This is a genomic window from Streptomyces sp. NPDC001443, assembly GCF_053597355.1.
The window spans coordinates 15,937-32,538 of the sequence record NZ_JBSFIA010000066.1; the positions used below are offsets into that span (position 1 = coordinate 15,937).

The window sequence follows — 16,602 nt, forward strand, 5'->3', positions numbered from 1 at the left end:
CCTCCGGACGAACCACCACGGTCCGTCCGGAGGGGCCGTCCGCATGACGGGCGTCATTCCTGCTCCGGGCGGGATCCGTCGGAAGACGGACCCTGCGGGACTACTGGTCGGGAACGACCTGAGGCAGCGGTTCACGGGCTGCGTGCCAGGCGGCGGGAAGGGCGTCGACGCCCGTGCGGGCGGCGATCACCCCGCCCGCGACGGCGCAGGTGGTGTCGATGTCACCGCGCCCGGCGACCGTGATCCACAGGCCCTCGTGCAGGTCGTCGAGGTGTCCCGCCGCACACCACAGGGCGTACGGGACGGTGTCGGGCCCTGACATGCGGTACCCCGAGCCCAGGACTTCTGCGGCGTGCCGGACCGATGTGTGCTCCGGCATCCGGGCCGCGATCCGCACTCCCGACCGGACGTCACTGTCGGGCAGCCGTTCGGCGACCGCCCGGAGGAAGTCCGGCCCGGCCGGGGCGGGCCCGCCGCGGCTGCCGGTCGCCAGCGCCGCGGCGACGGCGACGGCCACCGCCGCGGCGACCGCCTCGGGGTGGTGGTGCGAGACCGCGCTCTGGCGGGCTGCCTGCTCGGCGGCCGCGTCGAGGTCGGCGCAGTGCCAGGCGCCGAGCGGGGCGACCCGCATGGCCGCGCCGTTGCCCCAGGAGCCCTGGCCGCCGAACTGTCCGGCGACCACCTCCCGCCAGGGCTCGCCCGCGCCGATCCGACGGAGCACGTCGTGCATCGAGGCTCCGTAGCCGCGGTGCGTGTCGTCGGCGTAGGCCGCCGCGAAGCGCAGGGCGAGACGGTCCTGGTCGACGGTGCCACCGCCCTCGGCGAGTTCCCGGACGAGAGCGAGCGCCTGGGCGGTGTCGTCGCTCCACCGCCACAGCGGTTCCGCGGGCAGCGTCCGCGCCTCCAGGGCCGCAGGACCCCCTTGGCGCAGGATGCCGAACCAACGGTCGCCGAAGGCGTCGCCGAAGGCGAGCCCGTACAACGAATCCAGCACGGCGGTAGGCACGTTGATCATCGGGACAGCATCGCAGCACGACGGCGTTCCCGCGCTCCGTTTTCGGCTCCGCCGACGACGCTCGGAGTCCCTCCGCCCAGAGCTCTCGGACCAGGGCGCCGACCCCGCCGTGTGTGCCCTCGTCCCGACGCGTATCGCGGGCGTGTTGAAAAGCACATACGCCCCGGCAGCCGCCCTGCGGCTTCGATGGAGACATGAGCCATCACACGCCCCCGCCCTTGTCGGCACCGCCCCGCCGGACGCGCAAGACCGTGCTCGGCGGTCTGGCGGTCCTCGGCCTCGCGAGCGCCTTGGTCATCGTGCGGCGGCCGCTCATGATGTCCGCTCCGAGGTGCATGTCCGGGCAATGGTACGACTGCTACGACACGTCCAACGGCGTGGTGCGGCCGCACTGGCGTCGCGCCGCTGGTGGCGCACCGGAGCGCAGGCGCCGTCCGACCGGCCCCGCCCCGAACCGGTACCCGCGGGATGAGCCGCGTGCCCTGTGGGGACACGTCTTTGCATACGTCGGAGATATGCGGTGCTGCTTAGGCTTCGGACATGCGCGTACTGATCGTGGAGGACGAGCCCTACCTGGCCGAAGCCGTCCGGGACGGTCTGCGGCTGGAGGCGATCGCCGCCGACATCGCCGGCGACGGTGACACCGCCCTGGAACTGCTCAGCGTCAACTCCTACGACCTCGCGGTCCTCGACCGCGACATCCCCGGCCCCTCGGGCGACGAGGTCGCCCGGCGCATCGTCGCCTCCGGCAGCGGTATCCCGATCCTCATGCTCACCGCCGCCGACCGGATCGACGACAAGGCCTCCGGTTTCGGGCTCGGCGCCGACGACTACCTCACCAAACCGTTCGAGCTGCGGGAGCTCGTCCTGCGGCTGAGAGCGCTCGATCGCCGACGCGCGTACGCCCGGCCTCCGGTCCGTGAGATCGCGGGCCTGCGGCTCGACCCCTTCCGCCGGGAGGTCTTCCGCGACGGGCGCTACGTCGCGCTCACCCGTAAACAGTTCGCCGTGCTGGAAGTCCTCGTCGCCGCGGAGGGCGGGGTGGTCAGCGCCGAAGAGCTGCTGGAACGGGCCTGGGACGAGAACGCCGACCCGCTCACCAACGCCGTACGCATCACGGTCTCCGCCCTGCGCAAACGGCTCGGCGAACCCTGGATCATCGCCACGGTGCCCGGTGTCGGCTACCGGATCGACACCGGCACCACCGGTGCCGGCACCGGCACCGGCAGTACGCATGCGTAGACGCGCTGGGCTCAGCGCCCGGCTGAAACTCACCCTCAGCTATGCCGGGTTCCTCGCCGTCGCCGGCGCTCTCCTGCTGGCGGTGGTGTGGGCGTTCATCCTGCGCTATGTACCCGACAACCCCAAGGGCCTGCTCGGGGTCTCGCCCAACCGCTACCTCCTGGTGCACACCTTCGCCCCCGCCGCGGCCGTCGCCATGGGCTTCCTCCTCCTGTTCGGCCTCGTGGGGGGATGGCTTCTCGCCGGCCGGATGCTCGCACCGCTCACCCAGATCACGGCTGCGGCACGGATGGCGGGGAACGGAGCGCTGTCCCACCGGATCCACATGAAAGGCCGCCAGGACGAGTTCCGTGAGCTCTCCGACACGTTCGACTCGATGCTCGAACAACTCGAGTCCCACGTCGCCGAGCAGCAGCGGTTCGCGGCGAACGCCTCCCACGAACTGCGTACCCCGCTGGCGATCTCGCGGACGCTCCTCGACGTCGCCCGCAAGGACACCGCGCGGGAGGGGGACGAACTCATCGAGCGCCTGCACACGGTCAACACGCGGGCGATCGACCTCACCGAGGCCCTTCTGCTGCTCAGCCGCGGCGACCGCGGGAACTTCGCCCGCGAGGACGTCGATCTCTCCCTCGTCGCCGAGGAGGCCGCCGAGACGCTGCTCCCCCTCGCCGAACAGCGCCGGATCACGCTCGATGTCATCGGCGGGGTGGCCCGGACCAGCGGTTCCGCGGAACTTCTGCTACGGATGGTGACGAACCTGGTCCAGAACGCCATCGTCCACAACCTCCCCGCCGGAGGCACCGTGACGGTCCGCACCGAGGCGGACGGGGCCACGAGCGTGCTGCGGGTCGAGAACACGGGCCGCCGGCTCCCTCCGGAACTGGTGCCGACCCTCACCGAGCCCTTCCAGCGGGGAACGGAGCGGGTGCGCACCGACGAGCACGCCGGCGTCGGACTCGGCCTGGCCATCGTGGCCGGCATCGTCCGCGCACACGACGGGACCCTCGACCTCGTCCCCCGTCCCGCCGGCGGTCTCCTCGTCACGGTCCGGCTGCCCGGCACGCCGTGAAGGGTCCGCTCTCGGCCCTCGCCCGGGACGACGACGGCGCCGGCCCCGGGGCGGGAGCGGCGCCGTTCGGCCGGGCAGGGATCAGGCTGCGTCGACGACGCCGGAAGCCGCGATCTCGACCTTCGCCTTCGGGGTACCGGACTGCGAGCCCAGGGACTCGATCCGGTCGACGAGGTCCGAGCCCTCGACGACCTCGCCGAAGACGACGTGCTTGCCGTCCAGCCACGGGGTGACGACGGTGGTGATGAAGAACTGCGAGCCGTTGGTGTTCCGGCCGGCGTTCGCCATCGACAGCAGGTACGGGCGGTCGTGCTTCCGGTCGAAGTTCTCGTCCGCGAACTTCTCGCCGTAGATGCTCTTGCCGCCGGTGCCGTTGTGGTTGGTGAAGTCACCGCCCTGGAGCATGAACTGCGGGATGACGCGGTGGAAGCCGGAGCCCGCGTAGCCGTAGCCGTTCTGGCCGGTGGCCAGCTCGCGGAAGTTGCGAGTGGTCTTCGGGACCACCTCGTCGAAGAGGTTGAAGACGATACGGCCGGCGGGGGCGCCGTCGATGGTGATGTCAAAGTAAACGTTGCTCATGGGTCCCATCCTGTCACTTCTGGTGGGGACCGAGGTCAGGAGGGGGTTCCGGTGGCGCCCCGGACCACCCGCCGGGCGACGCCCAGGACGGCGACGGCCTCGTACGCAGAGCGTGCGACGCAGGTTTTCTCCACTGCTCCGTATGGGTGATGGACCGGGGGGGGCGGACCGCCGGTCCACGGGCGAGGTCGACGCCGATCAGCCGTCCGGTCGACGGTGTGCCGTTCGGAGCGGGCGGGGAGGCGGCCGCCTCCCGGCCGGACGGCGCGCCGCGTGTGCCAGGGCGATCGACGCGTTGCGTGTCATGGCCTTCGGCATCCGGCCGAACTCCCGTGCGCTCCCTGGCGAATGCGCCGACGACCCCACGGACGGCCGCGCGCATGGTAACTACGCAGTGAGAGACGGCCCGACGAGGAACGGGACATCAGGTGATCCGGGTAGTGGTGGTTGACGACGAGGCGCTGATCCGTACGGGATTCCAGCGCATCCTCGACACGGCGGACGACATCGAGGTCGTCGCGGCGGTGCCCGGCGGTCGGGCCGTGCACACCGTGCGGGAGTTCCGGCCCGAGGTCGTCCTGCTGGACATACGGATGCCGGACGTGGACGGACTGACCGTACTGGCCGACCTACGACGGTTGCAGGGCCCTCCGGTGGTGGCGATGCTGACCACGTTCGACGCCGACGAGTACGTCACGGCAGCCCTGCGCTCGGGCGCCTCGGGCTTCCTGCTCAAGGACACCGATCCGGAGCAACTCCCGCACATCATCCGCACCTTGGCCGAGGGCGGGACCGTACTGTCCTCCCAGGTCACCCGGAAGGTGGTGGCCCGCTATCTCGACGCGGACCCGCAGGGCCCCGCGACGCGGGCCGTCGCCCGGCTGACCGAGCGCGAACGTGCCGTACTGGTCCTCATGGCCGAGGGGCTCGCCAACATCGACATCGGCGAACGGATGCATCTCAGCGCCGGCACCGTGAAGGGCCATGTCAGCACCATTTTCACCAAGTTGGAGGTGGGCAGCAGGGTCCAGGCCGTGCTGTTCGCCGAACGGGCGGGCCTGCTCAGGCCGCCGGGGAACGGGGTGGGCTCTTGACGACGCCCCGCCGTCCACCCGGCCCGTCGCGGTCCGCCCCGCTGCCCGCCGTGCCGCATGCCGTGCTGGTGGACACCGTGCTGGTGGGAGTCTCCCTGCTGGACATGTGGGCGAACGTCGACCCCGACGACCGGGCCGCCATGGCCTGCGGGCTGCTCGCCGCCCTCTGCCTCCCACTGCGCCGTCGCCTGCCGCTGACCACCTTCCTGCTGACACTGCCGACCGCCACGGTCACCGACGCGGCGCTCGCCACGCTCATCGCGCTCTACACGCTCTCCTCCCTGAACCGGCACCGGCTCCTGCTCGCCCTCTGCGCCACGGTGTTCGCCGTCGCCGACTTCGTCCCCTGGCCGTGGCCGTCGGTGGAGATCGACGAACTCTCCGACACCTACAGCCTGATCCACCTGAGCTACACCCTGGCGACCGCCGTCGCCCCTGTCTTCCTCGGCCAACTCGTTCAGGCCAGACGGGAACTGACGCTGCGGCTGGCGGAGATATCCGAGGCACGTGAACACGAACGGCTGCTGATCACCCAGAGCGTGCTGGCGCAGGAGCGCGCCCAGCTCGCCCGCGAGATGCACGACGTGGTGGCCCACCAGGTCAGCCTGATCGCCGTGCAGGCCGGAGCGCTCCAGGTCGGCAGCCGGGACGCCGAGGCCAAGGAGGCTGCGGTCACGATCCGACGGCTCAGCGTACAGACGCTGGAGGAACTGCGGCACATGGTCAGCGTGTTGCGCGCCTCCGGCAGCCGCCCCACCGAGCTGACCCCCCAGCCCTCCCTCGCGGACCTGGAGCGGCTCGTCGACAGCAGTGGCATCCAGGCCGAACTGAGCACGGACCTGCCCGGCGACCTCCCCCCGCCCCTCCAGCGCGGCGTCTACCGCACCGTGCAGGAGGCGCTGACCAACGTACGCAAGCACGCCCCCGGCGCGAGCGCCACGATCCGCATCCACCACCAGAACGGCCGTCTCCACGCGACGATCACCAACACCCCCGCCACCCGGCCCGCCCTTCCCCTGCCCAGTGCCCACCACGGCCTGGTCGGCCTGCGGCAACGCGCCGAACTCCTCGGCGGCACCGTCACCTCGGCGCCCACGACAGCCGGCGGCTACGAACTCCGCCTGGACCTGCCCCTCGACCACGCGCCCTGACCCACATCGCGCACCCGGCCGCGGGAGACCGGCGGCGACCGGCCCCTCTCGCGGCCGGTCGCCGCCGGGACGTACACCCGTGCGAGGATCACGGCATGAACGATCTTCGCTTCCGTCTCGCCGGCGACGCCGACATCACCGAGGTCGTACGACTGCGCGACGACGCCGCCCGCTGGATGCTGGCCCGGGGCGTCACGGGCCAGTGGCGCCCCGGTGAGCTGGGCGGGGATCACTTCCGCCGGATCATGGAGAGCGGGGAGATCTGGCTCGCGGAGGCGGGAGACCGGGTGGTCGGGGCCTGGGAGCTGTGGTGGGAGGACGAGGACGCCTGGGGGCCCCGGCCGCCGACCGCCGGTTACGTGCACCGGCTGATGGTGGACCACGGCAGTGTCCCGCCCGGAACGGGGCGCCGGCTGCTGCGCGCTGCGGAGCACCGCGTGGCCGAGGCGGGACGGTCTTCGGTACGTCTGGACTGCCTGGCCGGCAACGCACGTCTGACCGCGTACTACCTCGACGCCGGCTACCGGATCGTCGGACACAAGGAGGGCAAGCCGCAACCGGGCGGCGCTCCCAAGTCGTTCACGCTCCTGGAGAAGACGGTACGGGACGGCGGGGACCGCTAGGGCCTGTTGTCTCTGGAGCGAATTCGACAGCAAAGTTCCCCGACGAATATTTTCAGAAGACATCAGGGAACGGTCATGAGTGGATCAATTGCTGGCGGTCTTGATGGGTCCGGCCACCGAGGGCCGTGACTTTCCTAGGGTTCCCCGCGAGAACAACCCCTGTTCCGCACCTCGAAGAGGAGAACCTGTGACCAGTGTGGAAGTGTCCCTCAAGACCCTGATGACGGAGGTCGAGGGCGCGCTGGGTGCCGCCGTCGTCGACTACTCCAGCGGCATGGCGCTCGGCTCCCTCGGCGGGGGCAAGGACCTGGACCTGAACGTGGCGGCGGCCGGCAACACGGACGTGATCCGGGCCAAGGTGCGCACGATGGACGAGCTCGGGATCCAGAGTCGTATCGAGGACCTCCTGATCACCCTCGACACCCAATACCACCTGATCCGCCCGGTGATGGGCCGCGGCGGCAACGGCCTGTTCATCTACCTCGTCCTCGACAAGGGACGGGCGAATCTGGCCATGGCCCGCCACCAGCTCAAACGCACCGAAGGCAATCTCGAGGTCTGAGCCTTCCGGGCTTTCATTTGACCTAGACTTGAAAAGTTCTTCAAGTCGCGAATTACGCATTCGACGAACTGTCGTGATCACTCGGTCGCGGCCGGGAAGGATGCATGCAGCGGACCGGGTGCGGCAGCCCGCCACACCCGGTCAGACACCCCTTCCGAGCAGGAGCGACGCCCGTGCAGGTGCCCCTCTACCAAGCAAAGGCAGAGTTCTTCCGCATGCTCGGGCACCCCGTGCGCATCCGTGTCCTCGAACTGCTCCAGAACGGTCCGGTGCCGGTGCGGGACCTGCTCGCCGACATCGACATCGAACCCTCCAACCTCTCCCAGCAGTTGGGCGTACTGCGCCGCTCGGGCATCGTCGTGTCCATCCGCGAGGGCTCCACGGTCAGTTACGCGCTCGCCGGCGGTGATGTCGCGGACCTGCTGCGCGCCGCGCGCCGCATCCTGACGGAACTCCTCGCGGGCCAGAGCGCCCTCCTCGCCGAACTGAGGGACACCGGACAGCCCAGCGAACCGTCCGCGCCCTCGGCCCGCTGAGGGCGGCCGGTCCCCCGCACGGGCCGTCCGGCCGCTGCCGCCCCACAGCGCTCGGGCGGCGACGGCCGGACGAACCACCGCTTCATGTCGGCCAGTTCACTCGGCAGGCACGGGGGCGGCGTCGGCGGTGACGTCGCCCGCGTACACCAGGGCGGTGCGGTGGTTGTACTGAATGGTGTACATGGACTTGCCGCCGATCACGACGGTGCCGCTGGACTTGAAGTAGTCGTCGGTGGGAGCCGCGGGCGCGGTGGCGACGTAGGCCTGACCGGCCGGGATGCCGTACATGCTCAGCGGGGCCTGGGTGGAGGGTGACAGACCGGCGGGGTACTCGGCCGCGTCGGGGTAGCTGGAGCCGTAGACCTTCACGGGCGGGTCGGCGGGGGCCTGGCCGCTCCTGACGACGGTCACGCCGACGGCGGGGACGGTGTTCACGCCGCCCGGGTTGTGGAACCAGACCTTGCTGCCGCTGTACCAGATCGCGGTCCAGTCGCCGTCCTGGCCCGCGACGACGAACTGCTGACCCGCCTGGGCGGTGCTGCCCCAGTCGTTGATGCGGTCGGTACCGGCCGCACCGGGGTGGATCGCCTGGTCGCCGAAGAGCGGAGCCGTTTCGCTCGGTTCGGTGCGCAGATAGAGGAAGTTGGACGGCTGCTCCACGTACGTGCACGTGGTGGTGGCGCCGGTCGGGTCGTCGGCGGGGCAGATCTGGACGTTCTGCCGGTTGTCGGCGAAGCCGGGGGCGACGGTCACCACCGAGCCGATGCCGCCGACCCCGTGCTCGCCGGTGATCGGGGCGCCGAGCAGGGACATGAAGTGCTCCCAGTCCCAGGCCGGGCCCGGGTCCCAGTGCATGCCGGACACGGTTGCCGACGTGGGACCGACGATGTTGTCGTGGCCGATGATGTGCTGCCGGTCCAGCGGGATGCCGAACCGTCCCGCCAGGTACTTCACCAGGTCCGCGGTCGCCTCGTACTGCGCCTCGGTGTACCAGGTCGCGCCGTGCGCGGCGTACCCCTCGTGCTCGATGCCGATGGAGTGCATGTTCGTGGAGTAGTTGCCCGCGTGGAAGGCGAGGTCCTTCGTGGGCACCATCTGGGTCACCGCACCGTCCGAGGACCGCATCACGTAGTGCGCGGCACCTCCGCCGGGGGTCTGGAAGGTGGTGATGGCCGACGCGTAGGGGGACTCGGTGTCGTGGATGACGATGGAGTCGATCCTGATCCCGTTGGCGGGCCGGTTGGAGACCTGGCCGTTGGCCGCCGCGGCCGCCACGAAGGTGCAGTCCACCGTGGTGGGGCACTCGGTGTCCGCCGCCGTCGTCGCCGCGGCCAGGTTCAGCCGGGACAACTGCCCCGTCGCCGGGCTGACCCGGGGGTCGGCCGTCAGGGTCACGCGCTGCCCGTCGGCCGTGGTGCGTGTGACGCCGTTCCTCAGGGTGGCGAAGACGCGGTCGGCGAACGCCTTCGCCCCCTGCTGCCGGGTCGCCTGGCTGTACCGCGCGACGGCCGCGTACCAGCGGTCGGGATCGGCCGGGGTCTGCCCGCCGGCCGCCTTCTGGTACGACGCCAGCAGCGCGGCCCCGCCGCGGATGTTCGCCGCCGCGTCACTGCGCAGCCGCTGCTCCGGGAGCCCGGTCAGCCGTGCCGCCGCCCGCAGGGTGTGCAGCGTCGGATCCGCGGCCATCGTCGCGAGGTCCGCCCGGCCGGCCGCACCCGCGTCCCCCTCGGCCAGCATGGCTTCCGTCACGTCCGTCAGGTGCATCGGACCGTACCCGCCGTCGGCGCTGTGCCCGCCGGCGTGGGCGTCCCACGCCGACTCCTGGTAGGCCACCGCCAGCAGCACCCGTTCGGGCACCCCGAACTCCGCCGCCGCAGCCGCGAAGTCCCCTTGCCGTACCGCCGTGTTCGAGGTCTTCTCCCCCGTTGCCTGCGCCGCCGCCGGTACGGCGATGGTGCCGGCCACGGCCAGCACGGCCGCCGCCAGCACGAGCGGACGGCGCCGGGCGCCGGCGCGTCGCCGCATTCTTGCCTCTGTGGTCATCAACGATCCCCGATTCTCAGCCGAACAGGCACCACGGCTCCGCCGCGGTGCCGGTGGTCATGGCACAGACCGCTGCGCGGGCATGCCGAGTCGTCACGCGAGATGTCCTCGGCGCTTGTCGGCAGCGGAATGCGACCGGCATCCGCCCGAACTCGGCCCAGTAGCAGGGTTCTTCGCGAAGCCAGCACACAGTGTCCCTCAAGATGATCACTGTTCGCGCCTCAACTGGACTGTCTTTGCGTCAAGTTGGCATGGACACATGGCAACGGGAGGCAATTCGTCCGGTACACGAAGCGGGACCGGATCCGTGCCGTCACCGCACGGGGGCCCGCCCGGCGGATGCCCGATCGCCCCGTCGGGCCCGGCCCCGGGTGCCGCCCGGTCGCCGCGCCCCGCCCGCCCGCCCCAGGGGGGTGGTTCCACGGGTGTGCACCTCGTTCCACCTGCGCGGATGGATACCCTCGACAGCACGATGAACAACACTCCGATCCCCCTGGGTCCCAAGGCCGACAAGGCGACGGTCCGTCGGCACAACCTCAGCCTGGTGCTGCGGGCCGTGCACGACGCCGGCGACGCCACCCGGGCCGCCGTCGCCACCCGCGTCGGGCTGACCCGGGCCGCGGTGTCCTCCCTGGTCGAGCAGCTGCTGGAGAACGGCTTCCTCACCGAATGGGGCAAGACCAGCAGCGGCCAGGCGGGACGCCCCGGCACCGTGCTGAAGGTGGCGCGCACCGGCCCGGCCGGGCTCGGGGTGGAGATCAACGTCGACTATGTCGCCGTCTGCGTGGTGGACCTCGCCGGGACCGACCGGGTACGGCTGGTCGAGCACGTCGACAACCGCGGGGTGCCGCCCTCGGAGGTACTCGCGCGCGCCGCCCAGCTGGCCGCACGCGCCCTGGCCTCGGCCGTCGAGCAGGAGCTGACGCCGGTCGGCGCGCATGTCGTGGTGCCGGGCCTGGTCACCGGCGGCACCGTCCGGCAGGCCCCCAACCTCGGCTGGACCAGGGTCGCCGTCGAGGGGCTGTTCGCCCAGTCGCTGTCCGCCCTCGCCCCTGCCCGCCGTCCGCTGCCGGTCAGTTCCGACAACGAGGCCAACGCCGCCGCCCTGGCCGAACTGTGGTACGGCGCCGGTACCGAGGGCGTGCGCAGCTTCCTGTATCTGACCGGTGAGATCGGCATCGGCGGGGCGCTGGTCGTCGGCGGCGAGCTGCTGCGCGGGGCGCACGGCTTCGCCGGCGAGATCGGGCACATGGTGGTCGATCCCGACGGCCCGCTGTGCCCGTGCGGAGCCCACGGCTGTCTGGAGCAGTACGCCGGGCAGGCGGCGCTGCTGGCCGCCGCGGGCATCGAGACCACGGCCGGTGTGCTGGGCGTCGCCGAACTCCATCGGCGGGTGCGCCGCGCCGACCCGGACGCTCTCGCCGCCGTCGAACGCGCCGGACGGCAGCTGGGCTGCGTGGTCTCCGGAGCGGTCAATCTCTTCGACCCGGACGCGGTGATGCTCGGCGGGTTCTACCGGGCGCTCACCCACTGGCTGGCACCCGCCGTGGAACGGGAGCTGGCCCTGCGGGTGATCTCGGGGCTGTGGGCCAAGGACAGCGGGCGGCTGCGTGCCGCTTCCCCGCTGGGCGACGCGGCCAGGGGCGCGGCCGGGGTGATCGTGCAGGAGGTGCTCGCCGACCCGGCGGCCTTCGCCGACCGCGGCGACGACGACTGAGCGCGACCCCGGCGTCGTACTGAGTCGTACCAAGTCGTTCTGGGTCGCACCTGGACGTTGCGGGTCGCACCTGGACGATCACAGCCGCAACGAGACGATCAAGGCCGCGGCCCGGGAAGGGCGACGGCGGATGTGCCGTCGCCCCTCCCGGGCCGTGTCCCGTCAGCCGTGATGGGCGGCGATCAGCGACCGGTACCAGTGGTAGCTGTCCTTCGGGGTGCGCACCTGGGTGTCGTAGTCGACCCGGACGATCCCGAACCGCTTGTCGTAGCCGAAGGCCCACTCGAAGTTGTCCAGCAGCGACCACACGTAGTAGCCCTGGACGTCGACACCGGCGTCGATCGCCGCACGCAGCGCGGTCAGGTGGTCGCGCAGGTACTCGACCCGGTCGGTGTCGTGCACCGCGCCGTCCTCGCTCACCGTGTCGTGTTCGGCGGAGCCGTTCTCGGTGATGTGGATCGGCGGCAAGGCGTCGCCGTACTGCTGCTTCAGCGCCACCAGCAGATCGGTGAAGGTGTCCGGCGCGACCGCCCAGCCCATCGCGGTCTCCCGGACGTCCGGCATCCGGACTTCCGCGTAGCGGTTGTCGGTCGCCACCCGCTTGACCGGGTCGGCCTCGCGCAGCGGGGCGTCGGCGACCACGATCGGCCGGTAGTAGTTGATGCCCAGGAAGTCCAGCGGTTGCGAGATCAGCTCCAGGTCGCCGTCCCGGCGGAAGTCCGCCGCGGTGATCAGCTCGCCGAAGGTGTCCTCCTCGGTGTCCGCGTAGCGGCCGGCCAGGATCGGCTCGGTCCACACCAGGTTGTGCTGGGTGTCCGCGCGGACCACGGCCGCGAGGTCGGCGGCCGAGTCGGTGGCGGGCAGGTTGCGGTCGAGGTTGAGGGTGATCCCGACCTCGCGCACCCCGGCCGACCTGAGCGCCTGTACCGCGAGACCGTGGCCGACCAGCAGGTGGTGCACGGCGGCCAGTGCGGGCGTGCCCTCCTTGGCGCCCGGCGCGTGCCGGCCGATGGAGTAGCCGAGGAACGCGCTGCACCACGGCTCGTTGAGGGTGATCCAGCGCGGTACGCGGTCGCCCAGGTGCTCGGCCACCACGGCCGTGTACTCGGCGAACCGCTCCGCCGTCTCGCGCACCCGCCAGCCTCCTCGGTCCTCCAGCGCCTGCGGCAGGTCCCAGTGGTAGAGGGTGGCGGCCGGCTCGATGCCCGCCTCCAGCAGTTCGTCCACCAGCCGGGAGTAGAAGTCCAGGCCCTTGGGGTTCACCCGGCCGCTGCCGTCGGGCACGATCCGCGGCCACGCGAGGGAGAAGCGGTACGAGTCGACGCCCAGCTCGCGCAGCAGCGCCACGTCCTCGGGGTAACGGTGGTAGTGGTCGCAGGCCACGTCGCCGGTGTCACCGTTCACCACCAGTCCGGGCGTGTGGCTGTAGGTGTCCCAGATGGAGGGGCCACGGCCGTCCTCCCGCGCGGCGCCCTCGATCTGGTACGAAGCGGTGGCGGCGCCGAACACGAAGCCGGACGGAAATCCGGGGAAGCCACTCATCAGGCGATGTCCCTTTCCAGGTGTGCGGTGGTCACTCGGTGTGCGGTGGTCACCGTGCGGTGATCACTGCGCGGTGGTCACTTGACGGAACCGCCGGTGATGCCGGCGGCGATGTACTTCTGCGCGAGCACGAGCAGGACCGCGGCGGGGATCGCGGAGAGCACGGAGGCGGCCATGACCGACCCCCAGTCGCCGACGTGCGCGCCGATGTACTGATAGATGCCCAGCGTGACCGGCTTGACGTGGTCGGTGGTGTTCAGGGTGAGGGCGAACATGAAGTCGCTCCACGCGTACAGGAAGGAGAACAGCCCCGCGGTGATCAGCGAGTTGCGGCTCATCGGCAGCACGACCTGGACGAAGGTGCGCAGCCGGCCGGCTCCGTCGACCTCGGCCGCCTCGATGACCTCGCGCGGGATGGCCACCATGAAGGAGCGCATCAGCACGATCGCGAACGGGATGCCCAGCGAGGCGTCGGCCAGCATCAGGCCGAAGTAGGAGTTGACCAGGCCGAGGTCCACGTAGGCGCTGTACATCGCGTTGGCGATGACGATGCCGGGCACCATCTGGGTGATCAGCGTGCCGAACACCACGGTCTTGGCGCCGCGCAGGTTGAACTGCGCGAGGCCGTAGGCGGCCGGCGCCGAGAACGCCAGGCAGATCACGACGGCGCCGAGCGCCACCGCGAGGGAGGTCAGCAGATGGCCGCCCTGCTCGGTCACGGCCGAGGAGAACCCGGACAGGTCCAGGCCGTGCGGGACCGGGTCCACCTCCAGCAGGCCGGACTCGGGCTGCAAGGCGGTGTTGATCATCCAGTACAGCGGGAACAGCATCACGGCCAGGACGAGGATGCCGACGGCCGTCGTGCCCCAGCGGCGCTTGGGCCTGTTGACGGCCGGGGCCTGGGCGGCGGGAGTGGTGGTCGCCATGCCGGTCACTTCCCCTCGTTGCGGTTGGCCCGCAGGTAGAACACCGCGAACACGGCGGAGATCAGGATCAGGATGTTGCCGACGACGGCACCGGCCCCGAAGTCGAGCTGGACGAAGGAGTTCTGGTACGTCAGTGTGCCCAGGGTCTGGGTGGAGTCGGCGGGGCCGCCGTCGGTGAGCGCCAGCACCAGGTCGAGGATCTTGACCGTGGACATGAAGCCCAGCACGAGCACGACCGTGATGACGGGCTTCAGCAGCGGCAGCGTGACAGAGCGGAAGGTGCGCCAGGCGGAGGCGCCGTCGAGGGAGGCGGCCTCGTAGACCTCGCGCGGGACCTCCTGGAGTCCGCCGTAGAGGATCACCATGTTGAACGGGATGCCGATCCAGACGTTCACCAGGATCACGGCGAGCAGCGCCATGTGCGTGCTGGTCAGCCACGGGGTGTGCCCGATGCCGAACAGGCCGAGGAACGAGTTCAGCACGCCGGTGTCCTGGTCCAGGATGCGCCGCCAGACGATGCCGGAGACGACCATGGGCACCAGCCACGGCAGCAGGATCAGCGCGCGCAGCACCCCGCCCAGCGGGAACCTGCGGTTGAAGAACACCGCCAGTCCCAGGCCGATGCAGAACTGGCCGACCAGCGATCCGATCGTGAAGACGATCGTCTGCCACAGGGCCTTGCCGAACAGGTCGTCGCCGAAGACGTTGCGCCAGTTGTCCAGGCCGTTGAAGGGGGCCTTGCCGGTGAAGAACGTCGACGGTGTGTAGTGCTGGAAGCTCATCACGACGTTGCGGACGAGCGGGTAGCCGAAGAACAGCAGCATGAACAGCACGGCCGGGGCGACGAAGCCCCACTGCGCGAGGGTGCGGCGACGGCGGACGCGGGCCGGGTCGGGAGCGGCACCGGCCGTGGTGATGTCCTCGGTCGTGGCGGCGGGAGCAGCAGCGGTGACGGACATGTGGTTACCTCACTTTCCGCTCTCGACGCGCGCCTGCGCGTGCTTCAGGGCCGACTCGCTGGACTGGCCGGTCAGCGCCGACTGGAAGGCGCTCTGGAGGGCCAGGGAGATCGACGTCCAGCCGGAGCCGGCCTTGGCGGTGCGTGAGCGGGCCACGGCGACCTGGTCGGCCAGCGAGCTGAGCGAGGGGACCTTCCGGCGCCAGGTGGCGGCGGCCTTCTGGTTGGCGGGGATCATCCAGCTGTTGAGCGCGTAGGTGACTTCCTCCTGCTCGCTGGTCATACAGTTGACGATCTTCGCGGACATCTTCTCGCGTACGGGGTCGCCGATGTCCGGGATGGTGAGTTCACCGCCGCCCAGCGGGCCCACGGAGTCGTCCCCGGCCTGCGGGACGGGGATCTGGGCGATGCCCCAGTGCAGGTTCTTCTTGGTGTTGAGGGTCTCGACCTGCCACGGCCCGTTGATCATCATGGCGGCGTTGCCGGCCATGAACTGGTCGTTGACGTCGGCCTGCGTCCAGTTGATCGTCGACTTCGACAGCGAGCCGTCGGAGATCAGCGACTTCCAGTAGTCCAGCGCCTCGACGACGTTGCGGCTGTCGAGGGCGGTCTCGTCGCCGCCGTTGGACCACATGAACGGGGTGAACTGGTAGACGCCGTCCTCCGAGCCGCCCGCGCTCAGGGCGACGCCGTACTGGTGGCCCTGGGTGAGCTTCTTGGCCGTCTCGCGCATCTCGGCCCAGGTGGTGGGCACCTGGAGACCGGCCTTGTCGAGGATGTCCTTGTTGTAGAAGAGCGCCAGGGTGTTCACCGTGCGCGCCGCGCCGTAGTACGTGCCCTTGTAGGAGCCGTAGTCGATGATGCCCTGGGGTACGTCGGTGGTGTCGACGCCCAGCTTCCTGAGGTCCTTCAGGCCGCCGGTCTCCGCGAAGGTCGGCATCTCGGAGCCGTCGAACTGGATGATGTCCGGCAGCGACTTCGAGGACGCCATCCGCAGCGACTTGGTCATGACCTGGTTGGCGGGGACCGACTGCTGCTGGATGGTGACGCCGAGCTGCTTGCCGCAGCGTTCGAGGGTGGCCGCGTCCCAGCCGTGGTACGAGTCGTCCGTCGAGGAGTTCAGGACGGTGTACACGTCGGGGTCGCGGGACTGGCCGCAGCCGGCCAGCGCGACGGTGCCGACGAGCGCGGAGACGACGGTGAGCGGGACGAGGACGCGCCGGCTGATCCGCCGGCGTCCGGGACGTGCCCCGTTCGAGAGGTGTGCTGTCACGGTGGTGCCCTTGCGTGGGAGGGGTGCCGGCTCCGGCGGACGCCCGTGTCCGGCGGAGTGAGAGGAGCGAGGAGCGGGCCCGGGGCCCTGGACGCGGTTCCGGCGGACGCGCGTCCGTGGGGGGGCGCCGTGCCCGGCACGCGGCGCCGGGCACGGGACGGATGGTCGGGGTCAGCGGGTGCCGAGGAGGTGGTCCATGGCGAGCTGGTCGAGGTGCTCGAACGCCATCCCGCGCGCGGCGGCCGCGTCGACGTCGAAGTCCTCGAACG

At 70.8% G+C, this 16,602-nt stretch carries 15 protein-coding genes; 8 read left to right on the top strand and 7 right to left on the bottom strand.

The window, feature by feature from the left end; genetic code table 11:
• Positions 1-100 precede the first annotated feature (100 nt).
• Entirely contained in the window at positions 101-1,015 is a 915-nt protein-coding gene (locus ACWC24_RS39465; RefSeq protein WP_450667735.1) for an ADP-ribosylglycohydrolase family protein, read from the bottom strand.
• A 540-nt stretch (positions 1,016-1,555) separates the two neighbouring features.
• Here ACWC24_RS39465 and ACWC24_RS39470 point away from each other — a divergent pair.
• Both ACWC24_RS39470 and ACWC24_RS39475 read left to right on the top strand, forming a co-directional pair.
• The gene (locus tag ACWC24_RS39470) at positions 1,556-2,257 is read left to right on the top strand and encodes a response regulator transcription factor (RefSeq protein ID WP_450667736.1); all 702 of its coding nucleotides are present in this window, start codon (positions 1,556-1,558) and stop codon (positions 2,255-2,257) included.
• The gene (locus tag ACWC24_RS39475) at positions 2,250-3,329 is read left to right on the top strand and encodes a sensor histidine kinase (protein WP_450667737.1); all 1,080 of its coding nucleotides are present in this window, start codon (positions 2,250-2,252) and stop codon (positions 3,327-3,329) included. Before ACWC24_RS39470 ends, ACWC24_RS39475 begins: the two co-directional genes overlap by 8 nt.
• 81 nt (positions 3,330-3,410) lie before the next feature.
• Here ACWC24_RS39475 and ACWC24_RS39480 read toward each other — a convergent pair whose 3' ends face one another.
• On the bottom strand, positions 3,411-3,908 hold the full coding sequence (locus ACWC24_RS39480; protein WP_450667738.1) for a peptidylprolyl isomerase: 498 nt from the start codon (positions 3,906-3,908) through the stop codon (positions 3,411-3,413).
• Positions 3,909-4,336: 428 nt separating this feature from the next.
• On the opposite strand from ACWC24_RS39480, the gene ACWC24_RS39485 reads away from it, so the two are divergent.
• The 5 genes from ACWC24_RS39485 (at position 4,337) to ACWC24_RS39505 (ending at position 7,874) form a co-directional block, all read left to right on the top strand.
• Positions 4,337-5,002, top strand: a complete 666-nt coding sequence (locus ACWC24_RS39485) for a response regulator (protein ID WP_450667739.1) — start codon at positions 4,337-4,339, stop codon at positions 5,000-5,002.
• A 104-nt stretch (positions 5,003-5,106) separates the two neighbouring features.
• The gene (locus ACWC24_RS39490) at positions 5,107-6,153 is read left to right on the top strand and encodes a sensor histidine kinase (RefSeq protein WP_450667748.1); all 1,047 of its coding nucleotides are present in this window, start codon (positions 5,107-5,109) and stop codon (positions 6,151-6,153) included.
• 95 nt (positions 6,154-6,248) lie between these two features.
• Positions 6,249-6,776: a GNAT family N-acetyltransferase gene (locus ACWC24_RS39495; protein ID WP_450667740.1), complete on the top strand. Its 528-nt coding sequence runs from the start codon at positions 6,249-6,251 to the stop codon at positions 6,774-6,776.
• A gap of 187 nt (positions 6,777-6,963) precedes the next feature.
• The gene (locus ACWC24_RS39500) at positions 6,964-7,338 is read left to right on the top strand and encodes a roadblock/LC7 domain-containing protein (protein ID WP_162468957.1); all 375 of its coding nucleotides are present in this window, start codon (positions 6,964-6,966) and stop codon (positions 7,336-7,338) included.
• A 173-nt stretch (positions 7,339-7,511) separates the two neighbouring features.
• Complete coding sequence (locus tag ACWC24_RS39505; protein ID WP_450667741.1) at positions 7,512-7,874, top strand: ArsR/SmtB family transcription factor; 363 nt, start codon at positions 7,512-7,514, stop codon at positions 7,872-7,874.
• A gap of 96 nt (positions 7,875-7,970) precedes the next feature.
• On the opposite strand, the gene ACWC24_RS39510 is transcribed toward ACWC24_RS39505, so the two are convergent.
• Complete coding sequence (locus tag ACWC24_RS39510) at positions 7,971-9,917, bottom strand: N-acetylmuramoyl-L-alanine amidase (RefSeq protein ID WP_450667742.1); 1,947 nt, start codon at positions 9,915-9,917, stop codon at positions 7,971-7,973.
• Between the two features lie 472 nt (positions 9,918-10,389).
• Between ACWC24_RS39510 and ACWC24_RS39515 the strand changes: the two genes are divergently transcribed.
• Positions 10,390-11,634: an ROK family protein gene (locus ACWC24_RS39515; protein ID WP_450667743.1), complete on the top strand. Its 1,245-nt coding sequence runs from the start codon at positions 10,390-10,392 to the stop codon at positions 11,632-11,634.
• A gap of 162 nt (positions 11,635-11,796) precedes the next feature.
• Here the strand turns inward: ACWC24_RS39515 and ACWC24_RS39520 are convergent, their stop codons facing one another.
• The 4 genes from ACWC24_RS39520 to ACWC24_RS39535 all read right to left on the bottom strand — a co-directional run bounded on the left by ACWC24_RS39520 (position 11,797) and on the right by ACWC24_RS39535 (position 16,333).
• Positions 11,797-13,176 carry a GH1 family beta-glucosidase gene (locus ACWC24_RS39520; RefSeq protein ID WP_450667744.1) on the bottom strand — a complete coding sequence of 460 codons (1,380 nt, stop codon included), beginning with the start codon at positions 13,174-13,176 and terminating at the stop codon, positions 11,797-11,799.
• Between the two features lie 77 nt (positions 13,177-13,253).
• A complete protein-coding gene (locus ACWC24_RS39525) occupies positions 13,254-14,102 on the bottom strand; it encodes a carbohydrate ABC transporter permease (protein ID WP_450667745.1) in 849 nt (282 codons plus the stop codon).
• Between the two features lie 5 nt (positions 14,103-14,107).
• Positions 14,108-15,061, bottom strand: coding sequence for a carbohydrate ABC transporter permease (locus ACWC24_RS39530; RefSeq protein ID WP_450667746.1), 954 nt, complete (start codon positions 15,059-15,061; stop codon positions 14,108-14,110).
• A gap of 9 nt (positions 15,062-15,070) precedes the next feature.
• On the bottom strand, positions 15,071-16,333 hold the full coding sequence (locus ACWC24_RS39535) for a sugar ABC transporter substrate-binding protein (protein WP_450667747.1): 1,263 nt from the start codon (positions 16,331-16,333) through the stop codon (positions 15,071-15,073).
• Positions 16,334-16,602: the final 269 nt, after the last annotated feature.

Excerpts from the sequence above, each read along its gene's own strand:
- ACWC24_RS39520 (WP_450667744.1), bottom strand. The coding sequence starts at position 13,176 with ATGAGTGGCTTCCCCGGATTTCCGTCCGGCTTCGTGTTCGGCGCCGCC.
- ACWC24_RS39480 (WP_450667738.1), bottom strand. The coding sequence starts at position 3,908 with ATGAGCAACGTTTACTTTGACATCACCATCGACGGCGCCCCCGCCGGC.
- ACWC24_RS39510 (WP_450667742.1), bottom strand. The coding sequence starts at position 9,917 with ATGACCACAGAGGCAAGAATGCGGCGACGCGCCGGCGCCCGGCGCCGT.
- ACWC24_RS39515 (WP_450667743.1), top strand. The coding sequence starts at position 10,390 with ATGAACAACACTCCGATCCCCCTGGGTCCCAAGGCCGACAAGGCGACG.
- ACWC24_RS39530 (WP_450667746.1), bottom strand. The coding sequence starts at position 15,061 with ATGTCCGTCACCGCTGCTGCTCCCGCCGCCACGACCGAGGACATCACC.
- ACWC24_RS39470 (WP_450667736.1), top strand. The coding sequence starts at position 1,556 with ATGCGCGTACTGATCGTGGAGGACGAGCCCTACCTGGCCGAAGCCGTC.
- ACWC24_RS39475 (WP_450667737.1), top strand. The coding sequence starts at position 2,250 with ATGCGTAGACGCGCTGGGCTCAGCGCCCGGCTGAAACTCACCCTCAGC.
- ACWC24_RS39465 (WP_450667735.1), bottom strand. The coding sequence starts at position 1,015 with ATGATCAACGTGCCTACCGCCGTGCTGGATTCGTTGTACGGGCTCGCC.
- ACWC24_RS39490 (WP_450667748.1), top strand. The coding sequence starts at position 5,107 with ATGTGGGCGAACGTCGACCCCGACGACCGGGCCGCCATGGCCTGCGGG.
- ACWC24_RS39495 (WP_450667740.1), top strand. The coding sequence starts at position 6,249 with ATGAACGATCTTCGCTTCCGTCTCGCCGGCGACGCCGACATCACCGAG.
- ACWC24_RS39525 (WP_450667745.1), bottom strand. The coding sequence starts at position 14,102 with ATGGCGACCACCACTCCCGCCGCCCAGGCCCCGGCCGTCAACAGGCCC.